This is a genomic window from Candidatus Leptovillus gracilis, from assembly GCA_016716065.1.
GTDB lineage: Bacteria > Chloroflexota > Anaerolineae > Promineifilales > Promineifilaceae > Leptovillus > Leptovillus gracilis.
This window is the reverse complement of sequence record JADJXA010000025.1, coordinates 112,772-134,959: the sequence shown is the minus strand read 5'-3', so window position 1 is coordinate 134,959 and position 22,188 is coordinate 112,772. Positions and strand designations below refer to the sequence as shown.

Annotated in this window: 31 protein-coding genes; 19 read left to right on the top strand and 12 right to left on the bottom strand. The window is 58.4% G+C overall.

What is annotated here, in order from left to right; translation table 11 throughout:
* Positions 1-96: 96 nt before the first annotated feature.
* The 7 genes from IPM39_26710 (at position 97) to IPM39_26680 (ending at position 5,717) form a co-directional block, all read left to right on the top strand.
* Positions 97-669 carry an RNA polymerase sigma factor gene (locus IPM39_26710; GenBank protein ID MBK8989607.1) on the top strand — a complete coding sequence of 191 codons (573 nt, stop codon included), beginning with the start codon at positions 97-99 and terminating at the stop codon, positions 667-669.
* Entirely contained in the window at positions 666-1,505 is an 840-nt protein-coding gene (locus IPM39_26705) for a hypothetical protein (protein ID MBK8989606.1), read from the top strand. The genes IPM39_26710 and IPM39_26705 overlap by 4 nt, the downstream gene beginning before the upstream one ends.
* A 294-nt stretch (positions 1,506-1,799) precedes the next feature.
* Positions 1,800-2,546 carry a hypothetical protein gene (locus IPM39_26700; GenBank protein MBK8989605.1) on the top strand — a complete coding sequence of 249 codons (747 nt, stop codon included), beginning with the start codon at positions 1,800-1,802 and terminating at the stop codon, positions 2,544-2,546.
* A gap of 71 nt (positions 2,547-2,617) precedes the next feature.
* Positions 2,618-3,463, top strand: coding sequence for a hypothetical protein (locus tag IPM39_26695; protein MBK8989604.1), 846 nt, complete (start codon positions 2,618-2,620; stop codon positions 3,461-3,463).
* A gap of 12 nt (positions 3,464-3,475) precedes the next feature.
* Entirely contained in the window at positions 3,476-4,366 is an 891-nt protein-coding gene (locus IPM39_26690; protein MBK8989603.1) for an ABC transporter ATP-binding protein, read from the top strand.
* Entirely contained in the window at positions 4,367-4,915 is a 549-nt protein-coding gene (locus tag IPM39_26685) for a hypothetical protein (GenBank protein MBK8989602.1), read from the top strand.
* Between the two features lie 61 nt (positions 4,916-4,976).
* On the top strand, positions 4,977-5,717 hold the full coding sequence (locus IPM39_26680) for a hypothetical protein (protein MBK8989601.1): 741 nt from the start codon (positions 4,977-4,979) through the stop codon (positions 5,715-5,717).
* A gap of 47 nt (positions 5,718-5,764) precedes the next feature.
* Here the strand turns inward: IPM39_26680 and IPM39_26675 are convergent, their stop codons facing one another.
* From IPM39_26675 to IPM39_26665, 3 genes are all read right to left on the bottom strand, one after another.
* On the bottom strand, positions 5,765-6,790 hold the full coding sequence (locus IPM39_26675) for a glycosyl hydrolase 53 family protein (protein ID MBK8989600.1): 1,026 nt from the start codon (positions 6,788-6,790) through the stop codon (positions 5,765-5,767).
* Between the two features lie 320 nt (positions 6,791-7,110).
* Positions 7,111-8,124, bottom strand: coding sequence for a DUF2804 domain-containing protein (locus IPM39_26670; GenBank protein ID MBK8989599.1), 1,014 nt, complete (start codon positions 8,122-8,124; stop codon positions 7,111-7,113).
* Positions 8,125-8,140: 16 nt separating this feature from the next.
* Complete coding sequence (locus tag IPM39_26665) at positions 8,141-8,455, bottom strand: hypothetical protein (GenBank protein MBK8989598.1); 315 nt, start codon at positions 8,453-8,455, stop codon at positions 8,141-8,143.
* A 74-nt stretch (positions 8,456-8,529) separates the two neighbouring features.
* Between IPM39_26665 and IPM39_26660 the strand changes: the two genes are divergently transcribed.
* The 6 genes from IPM39_26660 (at position 8,530) to IPM39_26635 (ending at position 11,029) form a co-directional block, all read left to right on the top strand.
* Positions 8,530-9,168 (top strand): hypothetical protein, encoded by a 639-nt coding sequence (locus tag IPM39_26660; GenBank protein ID MBK8989597.1) that lies wholly within the window; start codon positions 8,530-8,532, stop codon positions 9,166-9,168.
* Positions 9,169-9,264: 96 nt separating this feature from the next.
* On the top strand, positions 9,265-9,468 hold the full coding sequence (locus IPM39_26655; protein MBK8989596.1) for a hypothetical protein: 204 nt from the start codon (positions 9,265-9,267) through the stop codon (positions 9,466-9,468).
* A complete protein-coding gene (locus tag IPM39_26650; GenBank protein ID MBK8989595.1) occupies positions 9,453-9,710 on the top strand; it encodes a hypothetical protein in 258 nt (85 codons plus the stop codon). The genes IPM39_26655 and IPM39_26650 overlap by 16 nt, the downstream gene beginning before the upstream one ends.
* A gap of 119 nt (positions 9,711-9,829) precedes the next feature.
* Positions 9,830-9,991, top strand: a complete 162-nt coding sequence (locus IPM39_26645) for a hypothetical protein (GenBank protein MBK8989594.1) — start codon at positions 9,830-9,832, stop codon at positions 9,989-9,991.
* Positions 9,992-10,131: 140 nt separating this feature from the next.
* The gene (locus IPM39_26640) at positions 10,132-10,356 is read left to right on the top strand and encodes a transposase (GenBank protein MBK8989593.1); all 225 of its coding nucleotides are present in this window, start codon (positions 10,132-10,134) and stop codon (positions 10,354-10,356) included.
* A 70-nt stretch (positions 10,357-10,426) separates the two neighbouring features.
* The gene (locus IPM39_26635; GenBank protein MBK8989592.1) at positions 10,427-11,029 is read left to right on the top strand and encodes a hypothetical protein; all 603 of its coding nucleotides are present in this window, start codon (positions 10,427-10,429) and stop codon (positions 11,027-11,029) included.
* A gap of 489 nt (positions 11,030-11,518) precedes the next feature.
* Here IPM39_26635 and IPM39_26630 read toward each other — a convergent pair whose 3' ends face one another.
* The 4 genes from IPM39_26630 to IPM39_26615 form a co-directional block, all read right to left on the bottom strand.
* A complete protein-coding gene (locus IPM39_26630) occupies positions 11,519-11,725 on the bottom strand; it encodes a PIN domain-containing protein (protein ID MBK8989591.1) in 207 nt (68 codons plus the stop codon).
* 95 nt (positions 11,726-11,820) lie between these two features.
* Positions 11,821-12,570, bottom strand: a complete 750-nt coding sequence (locus IPM39_26625) for a lysoplasmalogenase (GenBank protein ID MBK8989590.1) — start codon at positions 12,568-12,570, stop codon at positions 11,821-11,823.
* Positions 12,571-12,981: 411 nt separating this feature from the next.
* Positions 12,982-13,404, bottom strand: a complete 423-nt coding sequence (locus IPM39_26620; GenBank protein ID MBK8989589.1) for a plasmid pRiA4b ORF-3 family protein — start codon at positions 13,402-13,404, stop codon at positions 12,982-12,984.
* 357 nt (positions 13,405-13,761) lie between these two features.
* Positions 13,762-14,337 carry a DJ-1/PfpI family protein gene (locus tag IPM39_26615; GenBank protein MBK8989588.1) on the bottom strand — a complete coding sequence of 192 codons (576 nt, stop codon included), beginning with the start codon at positions 14,335-14,337 and terminating at the stop codon, positions 13,762-13,764.
* 123 nt (positions 14,338-14,460) lie between these two features.
* On the opposite strand from IPM39_26615, the gene IPM39_26610 reads away from it, so the two are divergent.
* Genes IPM39_26610 through IPM39_26600 form a run of 3 tightly spaced genes read left to right on the top strand, consistent with a single transcriptional unit; the run spans position 14,461 to position 17,183 of the window.
* Positions 14,461-15,888: a hypothetical protein gene (locus tag IPM39_26610; protein ID MBK8989587.1), complete on the top strand. Its 1,428-nt coding sequence runs from the start codon at positions 14,461-14,463 to the stop codon at positions 15,886-15,888.
* Between the two features lie 45 nt (positions 15,889-15,933).
* A complete protein-coding gene (locus tag IPM39_26605) occupies positions 15,934-16,752 on the top strand; it encodes a tetratricopeptide repeat protein (protein ID MBK8989586.1) in 819 nt (272 codons plus the stop codon).
* On the top strand, positions 16,749-17,183 hold the full coding sequence (locus tag IPM39_26600) for a tetratricopeptide repeat protein (protein MBK8989585.1): 435 nt from the start codon (positions 16,749-16,751) through the stop codon (positions 17,181-17,183). The genes IPM39_26605 and IPM39_26600 overlap by 4 nt, the downstream gene beginning before the upstream one ends.
* 27 nt (positions 17,184-17,210) lie before the next feature.
* On the opposite strand, the gene IPM39_26595 is transcribed toward IPM39_26600, so the two are convergent.
* A complete protein-coding gene (locus IPM39_26595) occupies positions 17,211-17,381 on the bottom strand; it encodes a hypothetical protein (GenBank protein ID MBK8989584.1) in 171 nt (56 codons plus the stop codon).
* Positions 17,382-17,549: 168 nt separating this feature from the next.
* On the opposite strand from IPM39_26595, the gene IPM39_26590 reads away from it, so the two are divergent.
* The 3 genes from IPM39_26590 to IPM39_26580 all read left to right on the top strand — a co-directional run bounded on the left by IPM39_26590 (position 17,550) and on the right by IPM39_26580 (position 19,227).
* Entirely contained in the window at positions 17,550-17,981 is a 432-nt protein-coding gene (locus IPM39_26590; protein ID MBK8989583.1) for a hypothetical protein, read from the top strand.
* Between the two features lie 170 nt (positions 17,982-18,151).
* Positions 18,152-18,556, top strand: coding sequence for a DUF1801 domain-containing protein (locus tag IPM39_26585; GenBank protein ID MBK8989582.1), 405 nt, complete (start codon positions 18,152-18,154; stop codon positions 18,554-18,556).
* A gap of 20 nt (positions 18,557-18,576) precedes the next feature.
* Complete coding sequence (locus IPM39_26580) at positions 18,577-19,227, top strand: GNAT family N-acetyltransferase (GenBank protein MBK8989581.1); 651 nt, start codon at positions 18,577-18,579, stop codon at positions 19,225-19,227.
* Positions 19,228-19,245: 18 nt separating this feature from the next.
* Here IPM39_26580 and IPM39_26575 read toward each other — a convergent pair whose 3' ends face one another.
* The 4 genes from IPM39_26575 to IPM39_26560 form a co-directional block, all read right to left on the bottom strand.
* On the bottom strand, positions 19,246-19,590 hold the full coding sequence (locus IPM39_26575; protein ID MBK8989580.1) for a hypothetical protein: 345 nt from the start codon (positions 19,588-19,590) through the stop codon (positions 19,246-19,248).
* 46 nt (positions 19,591-19,636) lie between these two features.
* Positions 19,637-20,653, bottom strand: coding sequence for an aldo/keto reductase (locus IPM39_26570; protein ID MBK8989579.1), 1,017 nt, complete (start codon positions 20,651-20,653; stop codon positions 19,637-19,639).
* 104 nt (positions 20,654-20,757) lie between these two features.
* Complete coding sequence (locus IPM39_26565) at positions 20,758-21,324, bottom strand: hypothetical protein (GenBank protein MBK8989578.1); 567 nt, start codon at positions 21,322-21,324, stop codon at positions 20,758-20,760.
* Positions 21,325-21,378: 54 nt separating this feature from the next.
* Positions 21,379-22,188, bottom strand: a complete 810-nt coding sequence (locus IPM39_26560) for an SDR family NAD(P)-dependent oxidoreductase (protein MBK8989577.1) — start codon at positions 22,186-22,188, stop codon at positions 21,379-21,381.

Below are 22,188 nucleotides of genomic sequence, written 5' to 3'. Positions count from 1 at the left end.
GGTGCTATCTGGCCCAATTGCGTGAACCTTTCAGTGTGAGCCTCGTATCAGGTATCATCAGCAGCATATCACCGATGGAGGCGCAGGTTAACGGCCGTGATAGGCACAGATACAGACAATCTAAGCCATGAAGCGCTGGCCCAGGCGGTGCAACAAGGCGACGCAGTGGCGCTGCACGCCTTAGTTGTCCGCCACCATGCGCCGCTGTTCGGCTTTTTGTATCGCCTGACAGGTGGCGACCGTGCCCTGGCCGAAGACCTGATACAGGAGACGATGGTGCGCCTGCTGCGCGGGATGGGGTCTTATGATGGACAACGGCCGTTCAAACCCTGGCTCTATCAAATCGGCGTGAACGTGGCGCGCGACTATTACAAGCAAGCGGAGATGCGCCACACCACTTCTGACAATGGGGAAATCAGGCTGATGACTGCGCCAGAACGGCCGGAGACGGCCGTCATTCAGCAGCAAACCATCCAGGCGGCCGTAACGGCCGTGGCCCACCTGCCCCCTCATCAGCGCGAAGCGCTGATGCTGCGCTACGTCGAAGAGCTGTCCCTGGCCGAAATTGCCGACATCCTCGACATTCCCGAAGGTACGGTGAAATCCCGCCTATCGCTGGCCTTGAAGCAGCTGCGCGCGGTGATGACAGAAGCATGGAGCGGAACATGAATGAGCAAGAATTGATAGCGCGTTTGCAGGAAGACGGGGCGACAGAGACGGAAACGGCCGTTCTCCTGCCTTTATTCCGCCAACTGGCCGAAGCGCCCGCGCCGCCCCAACCGGTCGAAACTGAAGCGCTGGTGGCTCGCTTGCTGCCAGAACTGCCCACCCTACACCCCACCACCACCTGGCGCGACGCCATCGGCCAATCCTGGTTGTGGCTGCTGCTGGCGGCACAGGCGCGGGTGGTACGCCGCGAAATTTGGGCCGCTTCGCTGCTGGTGATGGCGTTAGGCGTTGTGGTTTCGGTGGTCTGGCAGGGCGGCGGCAGCGCGGCCGGGCTGCCGCTGGCGCTGCTGGCCCCCGTCGTGGCGGCGGTGGGTATTGCCACCCTGTACAGCCCGGCGGAGAGCGTATGGGAACTGGAGATGACGACGGCCGTTGCCCCCCGTCTCCTCCTGCTGGCGCGTCTGTTGCTTGTCTTTGGCTTCAACTTGCTGCTGGCGTTATTGGGCAGCGTGGCGCTGGCGCTGCTGCTTCCCCAGGTTGATCTCTGGCCGCTCATCACTACCTGGCTGGCGCCGATGACTTTTCTGGCGGCGCTCGCCTTCCTCATCACCGTGCTAACCGGCGCGTCGGAGATAGGGATGCTGTTCAGCCTCAGCCTGTGGGCGCTGCAAACCATCCGCCTGACCGGGGATAGGCTGAGCGCTTTTGTTCTTTACTGGCCCGATCTGTTCAACCCCACCAACCGGGCGTGGCTGTGGGCGCTGGCCCTGCTCAGCTTTGCCTGCGCCTTGTGGCTGGGCGGACGTGAAGAGCGGGGCGTGGTTCGGAATCCGTAATCCCGTAATCCGTAGTCCGTAATCCGTAATCCGTAATCCGTAATCCGACGTGGTTCAAGATTGTGAAAATGTCCTTTACAAATGAGACGTGTCATGCTGAGCGAAGTCTTCGGAGCGAAGCATCCCTTTTGACTTGCGTGACCAAAGCAGGGGGATTCTTCCCCGTTCGGCTACGCTCAGGGCCGCAGACTCCGCTCAGAATGACGATTCGCAGACTAATTTGTAAAGGACAACTTTGGCTTTTTGAACCATGCCCGTAATCCGTTATCCGTTAATTGTTATCTGTTATTTGTTATGTTGAATGCAAAATGGCCGATAGCCTGGGAATTCTCCTTCAGGCGGATCAACTGGGGGTTAACGGCCGTGTGCGGCGGCGCAATGGCGCTGCTGTTGGCGTTGGCGACCGGGCTGTGGGACGGGCAGATTGGCCCCTTTCCCACCAGCCGTGTGGTGGAACTGCTTGTCCCCCTGTTTGCCGGGTGGCAGGCTGCGTATGTCTTTTCACCGGAGGATGAACGGCCGTTGGAACTCATGCTCGCCGCGCCCCGTCCCATCATCTGGGTGGTGCTGGAGCGGTTGGCGCTGCTGCTGCTGGTTTATCTGGCGTTGGGCGGGCTGGCAACACTGCTCACGCTGACTGTCACCCCCAGCATCACCTTTGGCGGCTTGCTGCTGCGCTGGCTGCCGCCCCTCTTCTGGCTGATGGGCCTGGGGCTATATCTGGCGCTGCTGACACGGCAAGGAACCCTGGGCGCATTGGTCGTGCTGGTCTTGTGCGGCGCATCGGCCGTGGGCGGCGGCGGCTTGCCGGCCGAACTGCGCTGGATTGCGCCGCTGCTGCCCTACCTGCAATTCGGTGCAGCCAACGTCAGCAGCGAGATGTACACCCTGAATCGCATAACCCTGACGCTGGGTGGTCTGCTGCTGGTGGGGCTGGCGCTGCGCCGCAGTCAAAACACGGCGCATTTATTGGGCATTCCAGAGAGTTCACCGGTGGCGCACACCGCCACGAAACAAGAATCCGCAGGTTTCGCAGATTAAGGCTGGGGCGCGCTGCCGGGCAGCTTTCAATCCGCAATCCGCAATCCGAAATTGTCACCGGAGGAGTGATTATGAAAGTAGTCTTGAGCCAGTTATGGGGCATTGTGTGGTATGAATTGTGGCTGCAATGGCGGCGGCGCAGTTTGCTCATTATGGGTCTCTGTTTTGCTGCTGTCCTGCTGCTGTTTCTGTTTCTCGTCACCAACCAGTTGGAAACGCCCTCGCCGGAGATGACGCCAGAGATGAGCGAAATGGCCGCCACGGCCGCCACCTTTAGCCTGATCTTGGGCGTTACGCCGGTGGCGCTGCTGCTCATGCTGCTGGCTTTGCCGCCCATCGTGGCCGAGGCCATCGCCAGAGACCAGCAGTTTGGCGTGGCAGAACTGCGCGATACGCTGCCTGTCTCGGCTGGCCTATATCTGATGGGCAAAGTGCTTGGGGTATGGGGGGGAATTACCCTCATGGTGGCCCTGGTGGCCGTCCTCTCCGGCTTGTTTGGTTGGGTGCGGTTGGGGGGTCTGCATCTTGGGCCATACGTCCGTGTCTGGCTGACGGCCATTTTACCGGCGGGGTTGTTTGTGTCTGGGCTGAGCGTGTTGCTGGCGGCGGGGCAGCCGACGCGCAAGCGGGCGACCTTGTTGGGCGGTGGCGTGGCGATCTACAGCTTTCTGACGATGATTATGATCATAGAGCCGGTGTACGATTGGCTGCACGCCGCGCTGCCGGCGGCGTGGCTGACGCTGGCGCTGCGGGCTGCCTTTCACTATATGGCCCAATCTACCACGCTGCCCGCGCCGCTGCTGCCGCTGGTGGATGTACCGGCGTTGTTTGTGTGGCAAACGGCCGTGATGTCAGCTCTGCAACTGATTGCGGTCTGGCTGTTGATGTGGGGTAGTTGGCGCTGGCGGCGGGTCTGAAAATAAGGTGAAATCATGATCACAATCCAAAATCTGACCAAGCAATACAACCGGGATGTGTACGCTTTGCGCGGCGTAGACCTGGAGATTGGCGCGGGGATGTTTGGCCTGGTGGGGCCAAACGGCGCGGGCAAAACCACCCTCATGCGCCTGATTGCCGGACTGCTGCGTCCCAGCAGCGGCCATATCACCCTTTTTGGGCATGACCTGGCCTCAGCCAGGGGTAAATTGGCGGCAAAGGCGGGGCTTGGCTACCTGCCGCAGGAGTTTGGCTTTTACCCGGAGCTAACGGCCGTGCAGTTCCTGGACTATATCGCCATCCTCAAAGGGATTCGCAGCCGCGCCGAACGGCAAAGACAGGTGGCAACGGTGCTGGAGCAGGTACACCTGACGCCACAAGCGGGGCGCAAGCTGAAGCAGTTTTCGGGCGGCATGAAGCGGCGGGTAGGCATTGCCCAGGCGCTGCTCGGCCAGCCACGCCTGCTGATTGTAGATGAACCCACAGCGGGCCTGGACCCGGAGGAGCGGGTGCGGCTGCGTAATTTGCTGGCGGAAACGGCCGTGCGCTGCACCGTCATTCTTTCCACGCACATTGTGGAGGACATCAGCCAGAGTTGTAACGACCTGGCGGTACTGCGTGAGGGGCGGGTTCTCTTTCGCGGCAGCCCGCGCGACTTGATTGCCGCGGCGCGGGGGCGGGTGTGGACGGTGCGGGTCAATGGGGAGCAGGTGGTGGGGGAACGGCCGTTTCCCCAGGCTACCATTGTTTCCACCTTGCAGTTGCAAGATGGGGTGCAATATCGCATTTTGGGCGAACCGGCGCCGGGTTATGCCGCCACACCCACCGAGCCAAGTTTGGAAGATGGGTACATCTGGCTAATGGACAACCAGAGGGAGAAGTAAATGGACGACAGCACACGAACCCATCTGGCAAACGTACGCGCCACAGACAAAACAGCGCAAAACGCCGCCTATACCTATCTGATGACGGCCACCGAAGCGCCGGTAGCGTGGGCTTATGAGGCGTGGGATGAGGTCGTGACCGGTCTGACGGCGAAAGACAACCGTGTTCGCGCCATTTCAGCACAGCTTTTATGCCAGTTGGCTAAAAGCGACCCGGAAAACCGTATTCTTAACGATTTCCCGACGCTGCTGGCTGTCACGAAGGATGAACGCTTTGTAACGGCCCGCCATTGTTTGCAAGCGCTGTGGCAGGTGGGTCTGGCCGGGGCTGCCCAAAAGCAGCTTGTGCTGGACGGGTTTGCGCAGCGGTTTCACGAGTGCGAAACGGAAAAGAACGGCACGCTCATCCGCTACGACATCAGCCAGGGATTGTGGAATTTGTATGCGGCCACGGCCGATGAAGCCGTTCGGGAACGCGCATTGGCGTTGCTAGAGACGGAAGCCGACCCAAAGTATCGCCGCAAATATGCGGCGCCCTGGAAGCAGTGATTTGTTCGCGCCGGTCCAGCACAGAAGAGGATGTGGGCACACTTGATGCCTGGAGATGGTAATGGAAATGCTATCTGAGACAGATAGTTCCCGATTAAACGCTGGCCTCGCTTTTTTGGCGCAAGCAGGTCTCAATCTCTTTGCTGCTCTGGATTGCGCCACCCTGCCAGCGTCCATCGCCCAATCCCTGGTCGCCTATGGTATCCCCCTGACGGATTACCAGCGACTTGTCCTGGTGGGGCATGGTGGCCGGCGGCTCTGGGCGGCGCTGCAAGCAAGCGGGCCGCAAACGGCCGATCCCGTAGACCATTACAGCGTCACCGTCACCCGTCAATTTCTGCGCGATTATCTGGCCGACCCGCCCGTCCTCTGGCTGTACCCGGACACGACCTACCTGGTTCCGCTGCAACAGTTGGGGCAGTTGGCCGGTTGGAGCTACCCATCGCCGTTGGGTCAAGGCATCCACCCGGAATATGGCGTCTGGTTTGCCTACCGGGCCGCTTTTCTGACGCCGCTGGCGCTGCCGTTCCACAGCACGCCGCCGCAGTCTGCCCCCTGTGACGGCTGCCGGGACAAACCCTGTATTCACGCCTGCCCGGTAGGCGCGGCGCAGCCAGAGCGATTCGATGGGGATAGCTGCGCCCGATACCGGCTGTGCGCTCCGTCCCCCTGCGCCGACCGCTGCCTGGCGCGGCTGGCCTGTCCCTTTTTCCCGGAGCATCGGTACACGCTGCCGCAGATTCAGTACCATTACGGCCATTCCCTGGCAACCTTGCGCGCCTGGTATGAGGCGGATGCCTGAACGAAACGGCCGTGCGTACCCTGTGGCCAGTGGGCAATGGGGCGAGCCTACGGCCGTTCGGCCAAAACAGCCAGCGCGGGTAAAGCCTGGCCGTTGAAATCAAAAAGGGCGACATTCTCCCAGAACGAACCAAAGCCAGGGGCCGCCACCGCTTCTGGCGCCCAGTAATACACCCCCCTCCCCTGCGGCGCAGCCTGCACAGTCGCCAGCACGTCACGCAAAAAGGCCGCCTGCCCGGCCGGCGTGGCCGGATAACCCGGCAGCAGTTGCTCTGCCAGCCCCACCAGATTGTGGGTGTCGTCCTGCCAGTTGAGAGTCCAGGGATAGGCAGTCTCCACCAGAACAATCTCTTGCGAGTAGCGCTGGCTCAGGTCTTGGAGGTTGGCCGCCAGCGCTTCGAGGCTGCCTTGCCACCACGGGTAGTAAGTCAGCCCCAGCACGTCGAACGCGACGCCTTGAGCCTGGAGGTTGTCGAGGAACCAGCGACAGACGGCGTTGTTGGCCCCGGCGTCCAGGTGCAGCATGATTTGCACCCGGTCGGAAGGGGCCAGGGCATCCTGGACGCCGGCGATACCGGCTTGCAGCAGGGCGGCCAACTGCGGCCAGTTGGCCGCATACCCGGCGCCAACGCGCCCGTCATCCCAAAGAAAACCGGGACTAATCTCGTTGCCGATTTGTACCATGTGGGGCAGGGTCCCCTGCGTTTTCAGGGCAGTGATGAGGTTGAAGGTGTGGGTGTAAACGGCCGTTTCCAACTCCACAAAATCCAGTTCTGCCCAGGCTGCCGGTTTCCTCTGGTGACCGGGGTCGGCCCAGGTGTCGGAGTAGTGGAGGTTTAGCAGCAGCGCCATGTCCAGGGCGTGGATGCGTCGGGCCATCGCTAACGTTTCGGTTGCGCCATTGTGTCCGTCGGCAGGATTCACCCAGACGCGCAGGCGCACGCTGTTCACACCATGGGCGGCGAAGATAGCCAGGGCATCCTGGGCGATGCCATCGGCATAGAATTGCGCCCCGGACGCTTCCATCTGGGGCAAGAAGGAGGCGTCTACGCCATACCAAAAAGCGGGCGGCATTGGTGTAGGGGAGGGTCTGGCGGCGTCAGTCGGCGTGGGCTTGATGGGGTGAACGGCCGTTACTGTCTGGTCAGCGTCTATTGTCGCGCCCTGGGCCGGGCCAGGGACGTTTGCCTGGCAGCAAGTCAGCATACTGAACGAGAGGAAGATGATTCCCAGCCATCGCGGTAGTAACTTCATCAGCTTATTATCCCCTCAAGCGTTGGCATAGCACCTTGGGCACGGCTTGCCGGCTTTCAGCGGGCGGCGGTGGTTGGTGAACAGCCGTCATCGGTCAGGGCTATTTACTGTACCAAAGACGACAGCGGCGGCGCTGTGCCCTACCACAGCGCCACGTGGTCTTCGGCCCAGCCCACCAGGTCGTGGATGGCGACCGTTTCATCTGCATCGGTGGTGACGTACCCACTGTAGCGACCGAACATCTGATGCACCTCTGAGCGCACCAGCCCAACGTTGCTGGCGGCCACCCGCTCCAGGAAGGGCGTGAAGGTCAGCGCCAGACGCCCGTCCAGGTCGCTGATGCGCCAGGGGCGCATGAAATCCGTTTTGTCGTACTGCCAGGTCAGGTCGGCCGAGAGCTTGTGCAAACGGCCGTCTACGCCTACCCCATTCTCCGTGCTGCCCGTGCCGTCCGTCCACTGTCCACCCAGGTTCAGGCCGATGAGACGGCCGTTTTGTCTTCCCGACGCGCTGCCCCAATTCCAACGGCAGTGACGCGGCCAGATACCCCGACCGAAATCCAGACAGGCAAAACTCTGCTCACCGCTGAAGAGGGTCTCCTGCTCGCCGATGGTGACGACGCCGATGGCCGGCAGGCAGTTCTGTTTGCTGGTGAACTGGAAAGTGCGCTCATCCCAGGGCACAACGACGTTCAGCGTCTCGTGCTGCGGCGGGAGGGTGATGGCAAAGCGGGCGGTCAGCGGCTGGCCCTGGAAATCTGCCACGCCCACGGCCAGGTCCACGCCGCCATCGGTTTGCTGCATGGCGACGTGCAGTTCGCGGCTGTGGTAGTGGGCGTCGGCGGCGACCACATCGGCCAGTTGACAGCCCTGGCCCAGCGGCAGCAGCCGCGTCGTTTCCATGAACTGGCCGGTGGTGAAGTCGGCGTAGTAGACGAAGACCAGCCCGGCGTAGTCCAGGTGGCTGATGGTCGCCGAAAACAGATGGGTTTCGGTGGTGATGGCCCAATAATTCCAACGCTTCTTGCGCGGCCAGCGACCCCGCAGGTTGCCGCGGTGCAGGGGCGTGCGCGACCAGCCAACGGCGGCAGGATTAAGACGGCCGTCGGGCAGGCATAAGTCAATGAGGGTGGTTAGTTCACGTTCCTGATTCATAGGTTCCTCGCGGCGATTACCCTGTCGCCTGTTTCGCCAGCGGATGGTCGGGATGTTCGGCCAGAATGCGACGGTAGATTTCTTGCGCCTCGGCTGTCTGACCGGCGGCCTGCCGGGTGACGGCCGTGGCCGCCGCCTCGTCCGGTTTCATCCCCTCCGGCGTCATCTTGCCGGTGAGCAGGTAGCAGAACGCCTTGTAGCCGACCTTTGCGCCATGCTGCCGGGTGGCTTCGCGGATGTCGGCGACGGTGGTCGCGCCGTTGATGGCTGTTTCGGCCTGCTGGAGTTGTTCATAAGACGCGACAGGCGCGTAACTTTTTTCACGGGACATGGTCTACCTCCTGTTTGGTCACGAATTCTACCCTTTGTGGCGGCAAAACTCACGGATTAGGGGAGAATAGCGGGATGAATTACCATGTTACCCAGGCGGGACGGCCGTTTGCCCGTACCAATCGCCAAACTATCCAGCAGCGAGCCGACATTCTGCGCGAGTTGGGTTATACGCAGCCCGCCATCGCCGAGATTTGCTGCGGCGACTGTCGGCGGCAGCAGCAAATCTACCAGGAGCGGTTACAGACCGCGCGCTATTGTGGCCTGGACCTCAGCCCGGCGGCGGTAGCGCTGAATCGGGCGAACGGCGTGGCTTGCCTGGCCGGGGATGCGCTGGATACGGCCGTGATGCGCCAGTTTCTGGACTTTGACGTCATCTTCTTTGGCCCGCCCCTCTCAGCCCAATGTGATGGACATTCCCGGCTGTCTTTCCGCGCCGTCACGCCGGGTTATGCGCCTTTTGTGCGCCTGCTGCTGCAAGAGCTGAACTATGGCGGGTTATTGGTGTGCATTGGCCCGAACAGCACCAACATGGGCGAGATTCGCTGGCTGTACCAGCAGGCGCGGCATGAGCGAGCCGATATAGGGCTGCGCCTGATTCACTACAGCTGCGCCACGCTGACCGGGAATGACGAGGCGACGGAACGGCGGTTGAAATACGTGGAACTGTGGTTGGGCGGCGGGCTGCCGGATGTGTGGCAGGTGCGCCGTTGAGCCAACGATGCCGTCACTGTTGTTGCCGGACGGGGAGGGGAATCAGACCAGTCGAGCGCGATGATCTGGGTTGTTGACGCCACAAAGGAGGAATGAATGGCCTTGTTGACCAATGATCGGAGCGGCGGCGGCTATCTGGCCGCTTTGAGTGCGGAGTGGGGAGTGCGGAGTGGACTGGTCGGGGCTTACCGCCTGCGGCGGGCTTTGGCGGGAGACGCGGTGGCGGCTGATTTGAGTTGGGCGGCATGGGTACGGCTGCTGCACTCCCGACTTTGGTTGTCGAGATGCCGCCAGAAGTAAACGGCCGTGCTATCCATGCGCTGGCGGTGGCGCAGCGTAACCTGGCCGCCACAATGGGGGCAGATGGCCTGGGATGGGGCATCGACGGCGGCCGTGATGGGCTGGTGGGTGTCGAGGTGATGGGCGGTTTTCATCGGGTGTGGTTCCTTTGCACGGCCGTATGGTATCTCAGAGACGGCCGTGTTGCCCACCTCGTTGGCGTAGAAATTGCGGATTGTTGCCCAACCAATGCGATGACCTGAGTAACGGCCGTTAACCATCTGCGCCGTGTTAACTGCTTTTGATAAAGTCGGGTCGAAATCTGCCTACTGTCGGGCTATTTCTGGCATCATTCCCCCATCAGTCAACCAGGGGATGAACCATGACACTGCCCAACCTACGCGATTTACTGGACCAGCATTTCAACGATGCCGAACTGTGCCAACTCTCCTTCGATTTAGCCATTGAGTACGAAAACCTACCCGGTGATACCCGCCTGACCAAAGCGCAATCCCTGGTGGAGTTTTGCCTGCGCCATGACTGATTAACTGGCTTGGTTATGCTCGGTCAAGCACTGCGCCCGACCGTCACCTGGCCTGATGGTAATTTGTTAGTAATGGGGTTCCCCAAAAAAGTGGACAAAAACTAGAGACAAAATGAGTACACTTGTTTTGGAGGTAACCCATGAAAAAGCAAATGCGCACATATTCGGAAGCATTCAAAGAGCAGGCGGTCAGCCTACTCCGTAGTAGTGGTCGCTCCGCCGCAGACATTGAGCGAGAGATTGGCATTACGCCAGGGCTGCTGTCGCGCTGGAATCGTTTGAAAGCCAAAGCGGCCGGGGAGGCCATCGCCCCCCGGTCGAATCGTCCTTGGCCGAAGAGTCACTGGCCGAGCAGGTCAAGCTGATTATACTTTGTTAAAATGTTCAGGTCTTCCAAATAACCAACGAACGAGAATAAGGAAATCAGATGACGCCATGACTCCACAAGAACTGACTGTAGCGGTCCGACGTTACCTGGATATAGTACATGATCCGGCCACCAATCAGAAGACGTTCCAGGCGGCGCTGGCAGCAGTCCAGGCCGCGCACGCGGCGTATGAAGCAGCGCCAACGGCCGTCTACCCATCAGGTGCATTTGTGGTGCAGTGTGGGCAGATGGTAGTGGTGGATGCCTTTGGCACGGCCGACTATGCTGTTCCCCTCCCATCTGTATCGAACGGCAGATGGCGCGCCTGGGTAGGTGTGGTTGCTGGTGTGCATGTGGCGTTATTTGCCTGGCACGATACGGCCGTGCCTGACCCATCGTCTACTCTCCACGATCTTATACGACAAACATCATGGCTGGAAGTGGGGTCTGTGCCCATTGATACGGCAACCTGTGCTATTGCCGACCAGGAGGCCTATATTCCCCTTGACGTGGACGAAGTAGGTTATCAAATAGCTGGCGTGGACACACACCTTTGTTTTTCCAATACCGCGAATGCGGATGGCGGCTACCCGGTTTTTGTCCAGGTCGAAGATGGGAAGGTCACTGGCATATACGTTGAATTTGTGCCTCTGACGGCGATGATTGGGTAGCGCCAGATTGCATAACTGTGGCACTGTGATCGACAAGCGTAAGATTTCGGAAAAGAACAGGATTCGTTATCAACAACTCCTGCAAGCCCAAAGCCACATCGGAGGCTCTCCTTGACCAAAGAAAAAGAATCAGGCTGCTGTTGCTGCGATTGGCAGGAAAACATTGGCTATTTGCACGACATGGTTCTTTTGCGTTGGACTCATGGCGGCAAAGGGTATCAAGGCAAACCGTTTGTCTTTTGTCCCTGGTGTGGGTCGTCTCTGACTGCACAACACGACGAAAATATGCCGGCCGATGAGGGTGATGGTTGACATACTCCCAGGTGCTTTAGACTTTGTTGGCGAAGTAATTTTGGTGCAAAAATCACGTTAAATCTGATTGTTTTTTGGACTCAAACACTGCCGAAGCGTTCAAAAAAGTTGAGCGATTGGACTTCGCCAACAAAGTCCTTTAGCCCTGGGAGTATGTCAATTATTCGGCAGGTGTTGTTACTTGAGGAGTTGGGGTGGAATTGCGGTGAAGTGAGGGTCCCGGTGGATCAGTGTTAGCTGATGGGCAACGGCCGTGGCCGCAATGAGCGCGTCAATTGTGGGCAGACGATGGGGCGTTGTGGCGCGTAATTCCACCGCCTCATGGGCCACTGTTTCATCGGCCGGCAGAGTTTTAGCAAATAGGTGAGTGTCGCGTTTCCACACCTATTCCCGCTGCGCATTAGCCCCAAACACTTTGCTTCGGCCGTGTACCTGTGGAATGCATGAGGTTGAGATATAGATAGTGTGACGCCATCAGCTTAACCGGCTTTTCTCCAGGCCGCGCCTATCGAATAGACAATGAGCATCTGCGCCGGGCCATAGGTCAGCCAGACTACATCCCCAATCAGGGGAAAAAACAGGTCACTGAACATATCACCGGCGAGGATCAGGTCGCTTACGAGGAACAGCGCCCCGCCTAGCGCCAGTGGAATAAAGTGGCGATCCTGTCTGCCCAACCCGGACCCCAGACCAGCCGTGCTGGCCAACAGGAGAGCGTAGGGCAGCGCCACCCAATGCACCAGAGTCGGGTTTTGCCCGCGAAAGACGACGAAAAACCACCCGGCCAGGCCAATCAGCCACCAGAGGATCAACATCCCCCAGCGGGCAGCCGGGTCGTTGAGCTTGAAGCGGTTGCCAAACCCGGCGATGGCCAGGATGTAGAAGACGTGGCCTACAGCGAAGGCGGCGATACCGGTCAACACGCGATTGGGCGCGGGCAAGACAGAAGCCAGGAACAGGTCGCCCAGGAAGCCAAAGAGCATGCCCAGGCTGATGAGCAGGGCATAGCGGTTGACCAACTGCTGGCGGCTGAAGGCGAACCAACTCCAGCCAGCGATGACGAGCGCGAAGGAGGAGGCCATGCGCGTCCAGGTGGGCATGCGGTGGCTGTGGGCGTCGTCTGGCGCGCCGAAGAGGAAGCCGCCAAAGAGAAACAGTGCCCAGAGGCCAGCCAGCCCAATAAGCCAGATGCGTTGAGATGAAGATAAGAAAGGGTCGTTGCGTTTCAAGTACGGTCCTCCAATTGCGCTGATTTCTCTCAAACGACGGGAATACCTGTTTGTGTCAGGTCCGGCAGTCCCACTTAGCCGCCTTCCAGAAGCTGGATAACAACGCCACCGCAGCGCACACATTCGCCGCGTAGGATTAGATCTCCCTGCTGGATGTTGCCCTTGAAATTGATGATCGTCGTCTTCTGACCACAGTGACGGCACCAGACAGCCCCGATAATCCGGGTCTGCGCCTCTTCGGGGATGCTGTTCCAGAACCAGCGCGCCTGGGGGGTGAAGGTCTGGGTGGAGGTTAAGGGCGGGGCCACCAGTTCACCTTGCCAATAGACGCCCTCGCGGAACTGTCGCGTGACGTTAGCCAGTTCAAAGGCTTCGGGGTCAAACGAGCCGCCAATCCATTCCCGGTAGCGTTTATGCTCTTTGTGTTTGGGGTCGCGGATGGCTATGAGGAACTGTTCGTAGCCCCAGACGCCGCCACAATCTTCGGGCGGACAGGCGCGTTCCCCGGCCAGGCAGCGGGGTGTAAACGGCCGTTGCCTCCTCTGGCAGCATCGCCTCCAACACCAGTTCATGCACCCAACTGTCGCCAAAGTCATATTCGTAGGTCAACGAGACCCCTTCATACCTGAGCAGCTTGTTGAGCGGCGTAGTGTCGTCGCGCAGACCTTCTTCACCCCATTCGGCCAACGTGTTGTCATCGGTGATGAGCAGTTGGCCGTAGTGGAACAGGTGCAGGTGATAATCCCACCAGCCCATCACGACTTGCAAGGTGTTGTGCAACTGGCGAAAGGTGATGTCGTGGCGCACCTGGAAGCGACGCCAGATGGGGGTCACTTTACTTCATCCTGATAGAAAATAACAGACCGAGTAATATCCGCCCCACAACCAACCAGGGTGAAAATAACCGAGAAGAGGCATAATAAGAAAATTTTGTTCTGTTTTTGCACGAAGCCCCCTATTGGAAAAGGCAAAACCACAAAATATTCAATTTAAATCTGCATTAAACGCCATGCCACAATAACGCGAAGTGTAATAATATTACTTAGCTGTTCGACGTTTTAATGCAAATGTTATGTATATTTTGCCTATGGTTAGCCAGATCACTGCAACCTTTATAGCTTAATCGAATTGAGCCTGTCTTGGCAATAGGATTCTGACAGTGTGGCAATTCAGTCATCGCGCATAACCTGATTAATTTAATATCAGATGAACCAGTTCCATCACAAACCCATCCATATCTTCTTCGTTTTGCATCACATAGTGGACGTTCGTCGACGCGGACAGCAGTCCAGATTGCGCGATAACGGGAACGGCCGTTCTCATCACTCCCACCCTGCCTTCTTGCTCAATCAACATGTTAAGCAAACGATGCACACGCGGGTCTGTCAGCAACATCGTAGCGCACTGCCGACCGCCTGAAATCACAACCAGTTTTGGCGCCCCATAATCCTCAACCTCATCCAGTGTCAGGTCAGGGCGAACAGATAACCCATACCACCCGGTAACCTGTCCTGACGCAAGCCCCACCAACGACACCGGCAAACTAGCCTTGCGCAGATGCGTCAAACAATAAACCGCTGCCGCTTCTTCAAAACCAGGAGCTACCAGGATAAGTGCTCTGTTCTTAAAATCGGCGGTAGTCATGTCACACGCTTGATGGTCTGGTACCTTTTTGTATCTTACAAGTAAGATGGTTGCTTGTTGATGAAAATGCCCAAAAACTGTCACGATTCGACTGGCTGCTTCTGAAAAATGGTAAATAGCCATCTTTTCAAAAGTCTTCTACACTATACAGAAATTTATTTGCGCTGATTTATCACATCTCTGCGACTTTCCGCGCAAAGGGCGTAAAACTTGCGCAAGATTGCCTTTAACGGGAGGGCATAGTGGATGGAAATGCAATTGAATCGGGATCGGCTGGATAAGGATGTGCAACAGGCCCTAAGAGCCTGGCATAACAGTGGTGACGACTCGGCCGATTCGTTATCATATCTGCTGCTAGTGCAAGCGCAGATGGCTGCCGTGTCACAGGCTAAAAGTCCGGTGGCACGGCTGGCTGTCAATCAGGTATTGTTAAACGCCCTGGAAGAAATAGCAGTCCAGGACGAAACGGCCGTTCGTGTTCTCAAACTCCGCTTTCTTAGCCAGCACTCTCTGCTCATGGTTGCCAATCAGCTCAACGTCAGCGAGCACACCGTCAGTCGGATGCAGCGAGCGGCTATTGACCAGTTGGCCGACGTGATCTACCGCCAAGAACTGGCAATGCGTGACAGAAAAATACAAGAAATAACCGCTCTGCTGCCGCCCGCCACCTATTCCGAACTTTTCGGAGCCGTCGAAACCCAAACCGACCTGGCTGCCCGACTGCGCGACCCTGGCAGCCCCTGGGTGATTGCCATTACTGGCCTGGGTGGCATTGGCAAAACCGCCCTGGCCGACAGCGTCGTTCGGCATTTGGTTTCGGAACTCCATTTTGACGACGCGATCTGGCTGCGCAGCGCCGCGCCCACCATGAGCGGTCAATCCGCTTCGCCGCAGGCTGCCTTCGACAACCTGATCATCGAGCTGGCCCAACGTTTCTGGGGCCAAAGCGGCGTTGAAAACACACCAGACCAGCGACTGGCCCAGGTAAGGCGGCGTTTAAAAGAACGGCCGTTTCTCATCATCATTGATAATCTGGAAAGCGAAACCGACACCGCTTTTCTCCTGACCCTGCTCAACGACCTGGCCAATCCCAGCAAATTCCTGCTCACCAGCCGCACCCGGCCGGCGCCGCAGGCCATCGTTTTCACCTGCGTCATCCCCGAACTGTCATTTAACGACAGCGTGACCCTGCTCAACCACCACGCGCAAGAATTGGGCGTAGTGGCCTTTGCAACGGCCGTTACTGCCGATTATCAGGCCATCTGGAACGTTGCTGGTGGACATCCATTAGCGCTGAAACTGGTGGCGGGTTTGCTGGACGTGCTGCCCCTGTCCACCATTCTGGGAGGATTGGCGCAAGGCGGCGCAGGGCATATCGAGGATATGTATCGCCACATCTACTGGCAAATGTGGCGCACGCTCAGCGAAAACGGCCGTCGGCTGCTGCTGACCATGCCCATGGTTTCTGAAACGGGGGGCGACCCCGGCTACCTATGTGTGTTAAGCGGTCTGAACGAAAGCCAATTGTGGCCCGCCATTCAGGAACTGCGCAGCCGCTCCCTATTGGAAGTGCGCGGGTCGCTGCATGAAAAATGCTACGGCATCCACCGTCTTACAGAAACTTTTCTACACACAGAAATTATTAACTGGCCCTATGAGGAACAAGAAGCGTGATGCGTGAATTTTTTTTTCACGCACCGCCCACCAGGCTGGTAAAATATGAATCCCGAAACCGCCATCAACCCCCAGTTTACCGCCGCTTTAGCCGCCGGCATTGCCTACTGGCAAGAGCAAACCAGCTCCAGCACAGAGGATGCTGTAGCGGCGTTGGACGCCAGGCGGCAAAATTTGTATCGGGCGGTTGTCTATGGTTCAAAACTGGCACAAACGCGGCGGGAAACGGCCATTGTCATCCTGCAAGCCTTCCATCTGGCTGAACGGCGCGGCTACTGGCATGAATGGATTCCACTATTACAAAATGCCGCCGCGACCTGCCCACCTGACGAACCGGTTCTGAAAGCGGAACTTCTTAACCGACTGGGCGAACTATACCGTGCAAACCGCCAACTACCGGCAGCCATTGAGAGCCATTTGCAAGCAGAAGCTGCCCTTAAACAAGCAGACGGGAGCCATAGTCACGCAGAGCATCTGCACGCAGAGCATCTGCGCCATCATATCTGGTCCAGTTTAAGCCTGGACTATGCCTTCAGCCGCCAATATGATCTGGCGGAACAATACGGGCAGCAGGCGTTGGAAGGCTTCCGCGCCACGAGCGCCCCCCCAAAATTCCATGCCACCGTTCTAAACACTCTGGGCATGGTCGCCTGGTGGCGCGGCCAATACGATCTCGCTGAAACGCTGCTGCGTGAGGCCATTACACTCTGGCGCGAAGTCAATCAGTTCACCGATCTACTGCGGTCTTTGAACAATTTGATGGGGACCTTGAAATCCGCCAAAAAATATGAAGACGTCTGGCCCTGTTATGAAGAAGCGGTGACCTGCTTCCCACAAAGGTCAGCGAATATGAGAAATCCTTGATTGAAGTGAGTTATGGCGGCGCCTTGTATGAGCAGGGACGATACGACGAAGCAGAAGCGGCCTTCCATCGGGCTAATTCCCCCTACTTACAGCAGTCCAGCTATTTTTACCACCGCGCCATTGTCGCCCAATGTCTGGGCAACACCTTCCTGGCGCAAAACCGCTTGGTCGAATCATCTCTGCATCTGGAAGAGAGCGCCCGATTGTGGCGGCAATGTGATGACAAGTTGATGCTGGCTAACACCTTAGGCACCATCGCAGAATTGTATGCCCGCCAGGGTAAAACAGATGGAGCCATCGTCCTCTATGACGAAGCGTTAGCGCTCCTGTCCAGGTATTCCGACGACGCCTGGGCCAAAAAATTAACTGCCGATTTTAGGCAGCAGCTTCAGGAGCAAAAAAAGGCGGCTAACCCTGGCCTGCTAGATTAGCCGCCTCTTTATATCAATCAAACAGTGTTAGACACAGGTGCCGGCGCCAGGGTTAGGACAGTCCCCCATAGGCAGGACAATGCCGGGATCAATGGGCAGCGGAGCCTGCTTCTTGGACAGTGAAAGGGTTGCTGGGCCAATGAGCATGGCGGCCACCAGGCAGGCGAACAGAACGCGTGTCAAATGAATACGCAACATGTGAGTTTCTCCTTTTGCTGGGTCGGGCAAAACCCGACTGTCTGTAAAAATTGCCAGGTGGCCACCGGCTTATAAATACAGACGCAAAAGGCGAGAAAAACATATCGCGTCGAAAAACAACATATTGCATTAAGGTGTCCGACACTTGGAAAGAGGACAAGATTTGTAATGGCGGAACAAGCTCAACTAGACAAAACCCAAGCCATACTCCTGGTCGCCCAGTATGTGCATGCACAGGATTGGCAGTTGGTTGATGCCGCTCAATTCGCAGAAAAAATCTGGCAAGTATCGGACAACGAGGTGACTAAAAACGCCATAGAAACCCAAATCTGGCAGCAGTACGCCGCTATCTTGCACGAAACCTGCCGCCAGCCCAACGGCGCAGTCTACCAACGCGCCTGGTATGAGCTGGATAGCTGGCTGCGGCGACAATGGCGCGCCCTACCCAGGCAACCCCAAGAGCAGGACGAAGCATTACAAGAAACATTGTCAGCCCTGCAAATTCAACTAGAAAAGAATTCGCTCAAAGCCCCGCGAGCATTTTTAGTGTATGCTTTACAGACGCTGCGCCGTACGGTCATTAGACATTATCCGTTATAAAAACCCGATACGAAAAACACGAAAAATCATGGATTTAAGTATTAAAATCAGCCAATTCTTGTACAAATTCAGCGAATTCGCTACCCAAATTCGCTGCAATTCTTATTTTGGATAATGTCTATTATTGACGTTACGGGCCGGGAACCCGGCAATCACGGAGTGTTTCAACAATGACGAAGAATGAGAACAAGTCGAAGCCCACCGACGCCAGCATTGAGGACTATATCGCCTCAAGGCCCAACGAGCAGCAGCGCAAGGACTGTCAGGAGTTAATGGTTCTGCTCAAAAAGATCACCGGGCAACCACCAAAGATGTGGGGGCCGAGCATCGTTGGATATGGCTCCTACCGGTATGCCTACGAGAGCGGGCGTACCGGGGAGGCTCCTCTGGCGGCCTTCGCCATTCGTGGCCGCGAGCTGGTCGTGTATCTGGACTGCGAAAGCGATAGTCAGAAAACGTTATTATCCACGGTTGGCAGGCACAAGATGGGCAAGTCTTGCCCGTACTTCAAGCAGCTAGCCGACCTCGATAAGGGGTGCTCGAACAACTTGTCGCCGGCTCGATCGCGGAGGTGAGGCGGCGCTATGAGTAGCTCATGAAACCTCCCACCAATCTCACCATCCGCGAAATCACAAGCAGCGACGATCCCGCCTGGCCCGCCTGGGTAGAGCTGTATCTCGGCTGCTTTCCCCACGAAGAGCGAGTTCCCGTCTCCTATTTCCTTGACCTGTTTGCCGCCCTAACCGAAAGCGAACGGGCGCACGAACACGTGTGGGTGATGGAGCAGTTTCCGGTCGAGGTCGGTCCGAAAGAAGCTGAAAGCGCAAATGTTGTTGGCATGGCGTTCACCGAATTCGAGCCAGAGTTGGCTCTGGCTTTTCTCTGGTATATCGCCATCAAATCGGGGCTGCGCAACCAGGGATACGGCACGATCTTCTACGATTACCTGGCGCAGGCGCTCCAGAAGCAGCCGGCAAAAGTGATGTTGATCGAAGTTGAAATGCCAGATGGGGCCGAGGAGGCGGCAGTCGCCCTGCGGCGAATCAACTGGTACAGACGACTGGGGGCGCAGGTCATCCAGGGCATTCGCTACTTCCAATTTATCAGCCCAGACATTCCCCCAAAAGAGATGTGGCTGATGGCCCACCTGTTTATCAATCTGGATGCCGCCGAAGTCTTCACCCTGACCAAAGCCTATTTCGCCGAATATGTCAGCCAACAAGGGGAGCTTTCGAGATACGTGTAGTTTTGCTGTCAACGACAATTAGAAATGCTCACGCCGCATTGACTCAAAATGAATCTTACTTTGCTCATCTTGTAGGATGGGTTTAGCTTCCTCCAACTGGACCAGGTGGACCTGGGGCAGCCTGGCCCGCGCCTGGACCAGCATAGTAGAAATCCAGCCCCCAGACCTGGCAGCCGGCGGTGACAAAACGCTCGGCCAGGTTGCCCTGCCAATGCCTGGTTCCAGGACGCGCAGCGATGGCCGTGCTCCGGCGGTGCGGACAGCCGTGGCCAACATCTTATCATAGTCGGCGAAGGGTAAATCATCGCCGCCGGCAGCGACGGCCGTATCATCCTGCGCCGCCCAGTCGTCAAACAGCGTCACACGATTTGCTTACTGCGCCATCGTCCCTCGCCAAAATTTGGACTCGCTACCGCCGGTACTCATCCCCACAGTCGCCTATCAGCTTAAACAGGTCGCGCGACCGGGCATGGACGGCATCCAGCCGCGTCCAATCCGCTGCGTCCAACTGGAAGCTGAACACACGCGCATTCTCCGCCCGGTGTTCGGTCACCCCCAATCGCGCGCCGACGATGACCCCGGCAACGGCCGGCCGGTCGAGGACCGCGCGCACGACTATATTGGCAATGCTGACGCCGTGCCGCTCGGCTATCTGGTCAGTCGCTTGCAGCAGCTCCTGGAACAACGGCCAGCCACCCCAGGTATCAATCATCTGCTTGTACTTGCGCAGGCTGGCGGTGGTCAGATCACGCGGCCCCGGCTCAGGCCGGCCCAGCCAGCGTTCCGACAGTAGCCCGCCCAACAAAGTACCGTAGGTGAACAGGACGATGCCCTGTTCCTGGCAGAAGGGGACCATTGCCACCGCCGGCCGACGGTCCAGCAGTGAGTATTGCACCTGGTTGGCGACGATGGGCAGCCCTTGTCGTTTCATGATTTCCAGCCGCCGGGTGTCGAAGTTGGTCAGGCCCAGGTGACGCAGCTTGCCGGTTGTCCGCAGGGCGGCCAGATGCTCCAGAGCCTCCAGGTAGCGCGGGTCACGGTAATCCCACCAGTGGAATTGCAGCAAGTCCAAAGTCTCCGTGTCCATGCGCCGCCGCGACACGTCCACCGCCCGTTCGACAATCTGGCGGGTCATGGGACCGGGCGACGGAACCCATTTGGTAAAGGCTTGTACATGCTCCAGCGCCTGCGGGCCGGAACGGGCGGCTAACTGCCGCCGGAACGCGCCGATGAACTCCTCGGCCGGGCCATAGTGGTCGGCCAGGTCCCAGGTGGTGAACCCGGCATCGTGGTAGTGGAGCATGTCGGTGATGGCGTCGGCGGGGCCAATGTGGCCGTGGCCGCCGGAGACCTGCCAGAGGCCGTTGAGCAGGCGGCAGATAGGTAGGTCTGGGGCGAAGGGGTAGCTGCTTTTGGGTGGTAACATGATGCAAAATGACTCCGGATAAGAGATGGCGGGACCGGAATCGCCAACAGGCTGATGGCCGATTCCCATTCCCGGCTTATGGACCTGGTTGTCGAGAGGCGTTGTTAACGGCCGTCTCTTTTGCGCGCCATCGTTTCTTCCGCGTAAGAGCGCCAGAATTGCATTAACAGCCGGTTTTGTAACTGGTCCGCCCCGTCGTTGATAAACGGGACAGACAGCACCTCGCCTACTTGCATTAGCCCATCACAACGCTCGATTCGCACGACAACCTGATTCTGGCGTTGGTCTATGGTGCTGCCAGAAATGACCAGCGCTTCAATCCTATCCGGGTCCTCGGAGGGAGGGAGTCCGGGCGGGGCATCGGCCGCCGGCCGCAGCGTCATCCAGGCTTCGGTGACCAGAAAGGCGGCAGCGAGCGGATCGTCGCTTTCGGCTGCTTTTGCGCCGATGGCGATCATGATTTCCCTGGCCCGCTCGCCACCAAACTCCGGGGGGATCAGGACGTTCAGCTCGTGGCTGCCGTCAGGCAGGGCGTGAATCGCCAGCACCAGCGGATTGACTTCCTCTTTGCCCTCAATGTAGGCGCTGGCCCAATCCAGCATATCCAGCAGCATCCGGTTGAACTCCCCGTCGCTGATGAAATGACGGCCAATGTGTCGTATGTCCTTCATCGACGTAGACCTCCGCTACCATGCCTGGCGCTCATAGAGATAGCTTGCGAAAAATCAGTTGTGCCCGCTATACCGGAGGCAGAGTTGATAGAGCGCTTCGACGGCCGCCGCATCCTGGGTGAAAGGGTCCGGCACAACCTGCTCCTGGGCGCAATACTGGCCGGTCAGCGCGGCGGTGTCTGGGTGGCTGGCCAGCCAGACCGGTGTCCGCGCCCCATCATCGGGCGATGTTTGCCCGCCGAAGCCGAGGTCGTTGCTCAGCTGGGAATTGACGTCGCCGGGATGGCAGGCATTGATGACGACCTGACGCGGGTCCAGCCGTTGGGCGAAGGCGGCGGTGAGCATCCGGTTGGCTTGTTTGGACTGGCGGTAAGCCTGGTTGTTGTCATACGGCCGACGGACAAACTCCACATCCGACAAATCCAGGTCGCCGGCATAGTAGCTGGCGACATTCACCACGCGGGCGGGCGCGGCGCGGCTGAGCTGCTCACGGAACGCCTGGGTGAGCCAGAAATAGCCCAGTACATTGGTCGCCCATTGCAATTCAATGCCTTCCGGCGTCTCCTGACGGCGGCGCGGTGTAGCCGCCGCATTGTTGACCAGGACATGCAGCGGCCCGGACCAGCGGCCAGCCAGCGCCAGGATGTCCGCCTGTCGGGAGAGGTCGGCCACTTCATACTGCACCTGCCGGTTGCCGGTGGCCGTTTGCACAGCCTCGGTCGCGGCCGCCAGACGCGCCTCGTTCCGGCCCACCAGGACCAGTTCGTATCCGGGTAGGGCGGCCAACTGACGGGCAATCGCCAGGCCGATGGCCCCATTCGCCCCCGTTATCAGGGCGACGCGCTTTTCTGTCTGTTCAGGCAT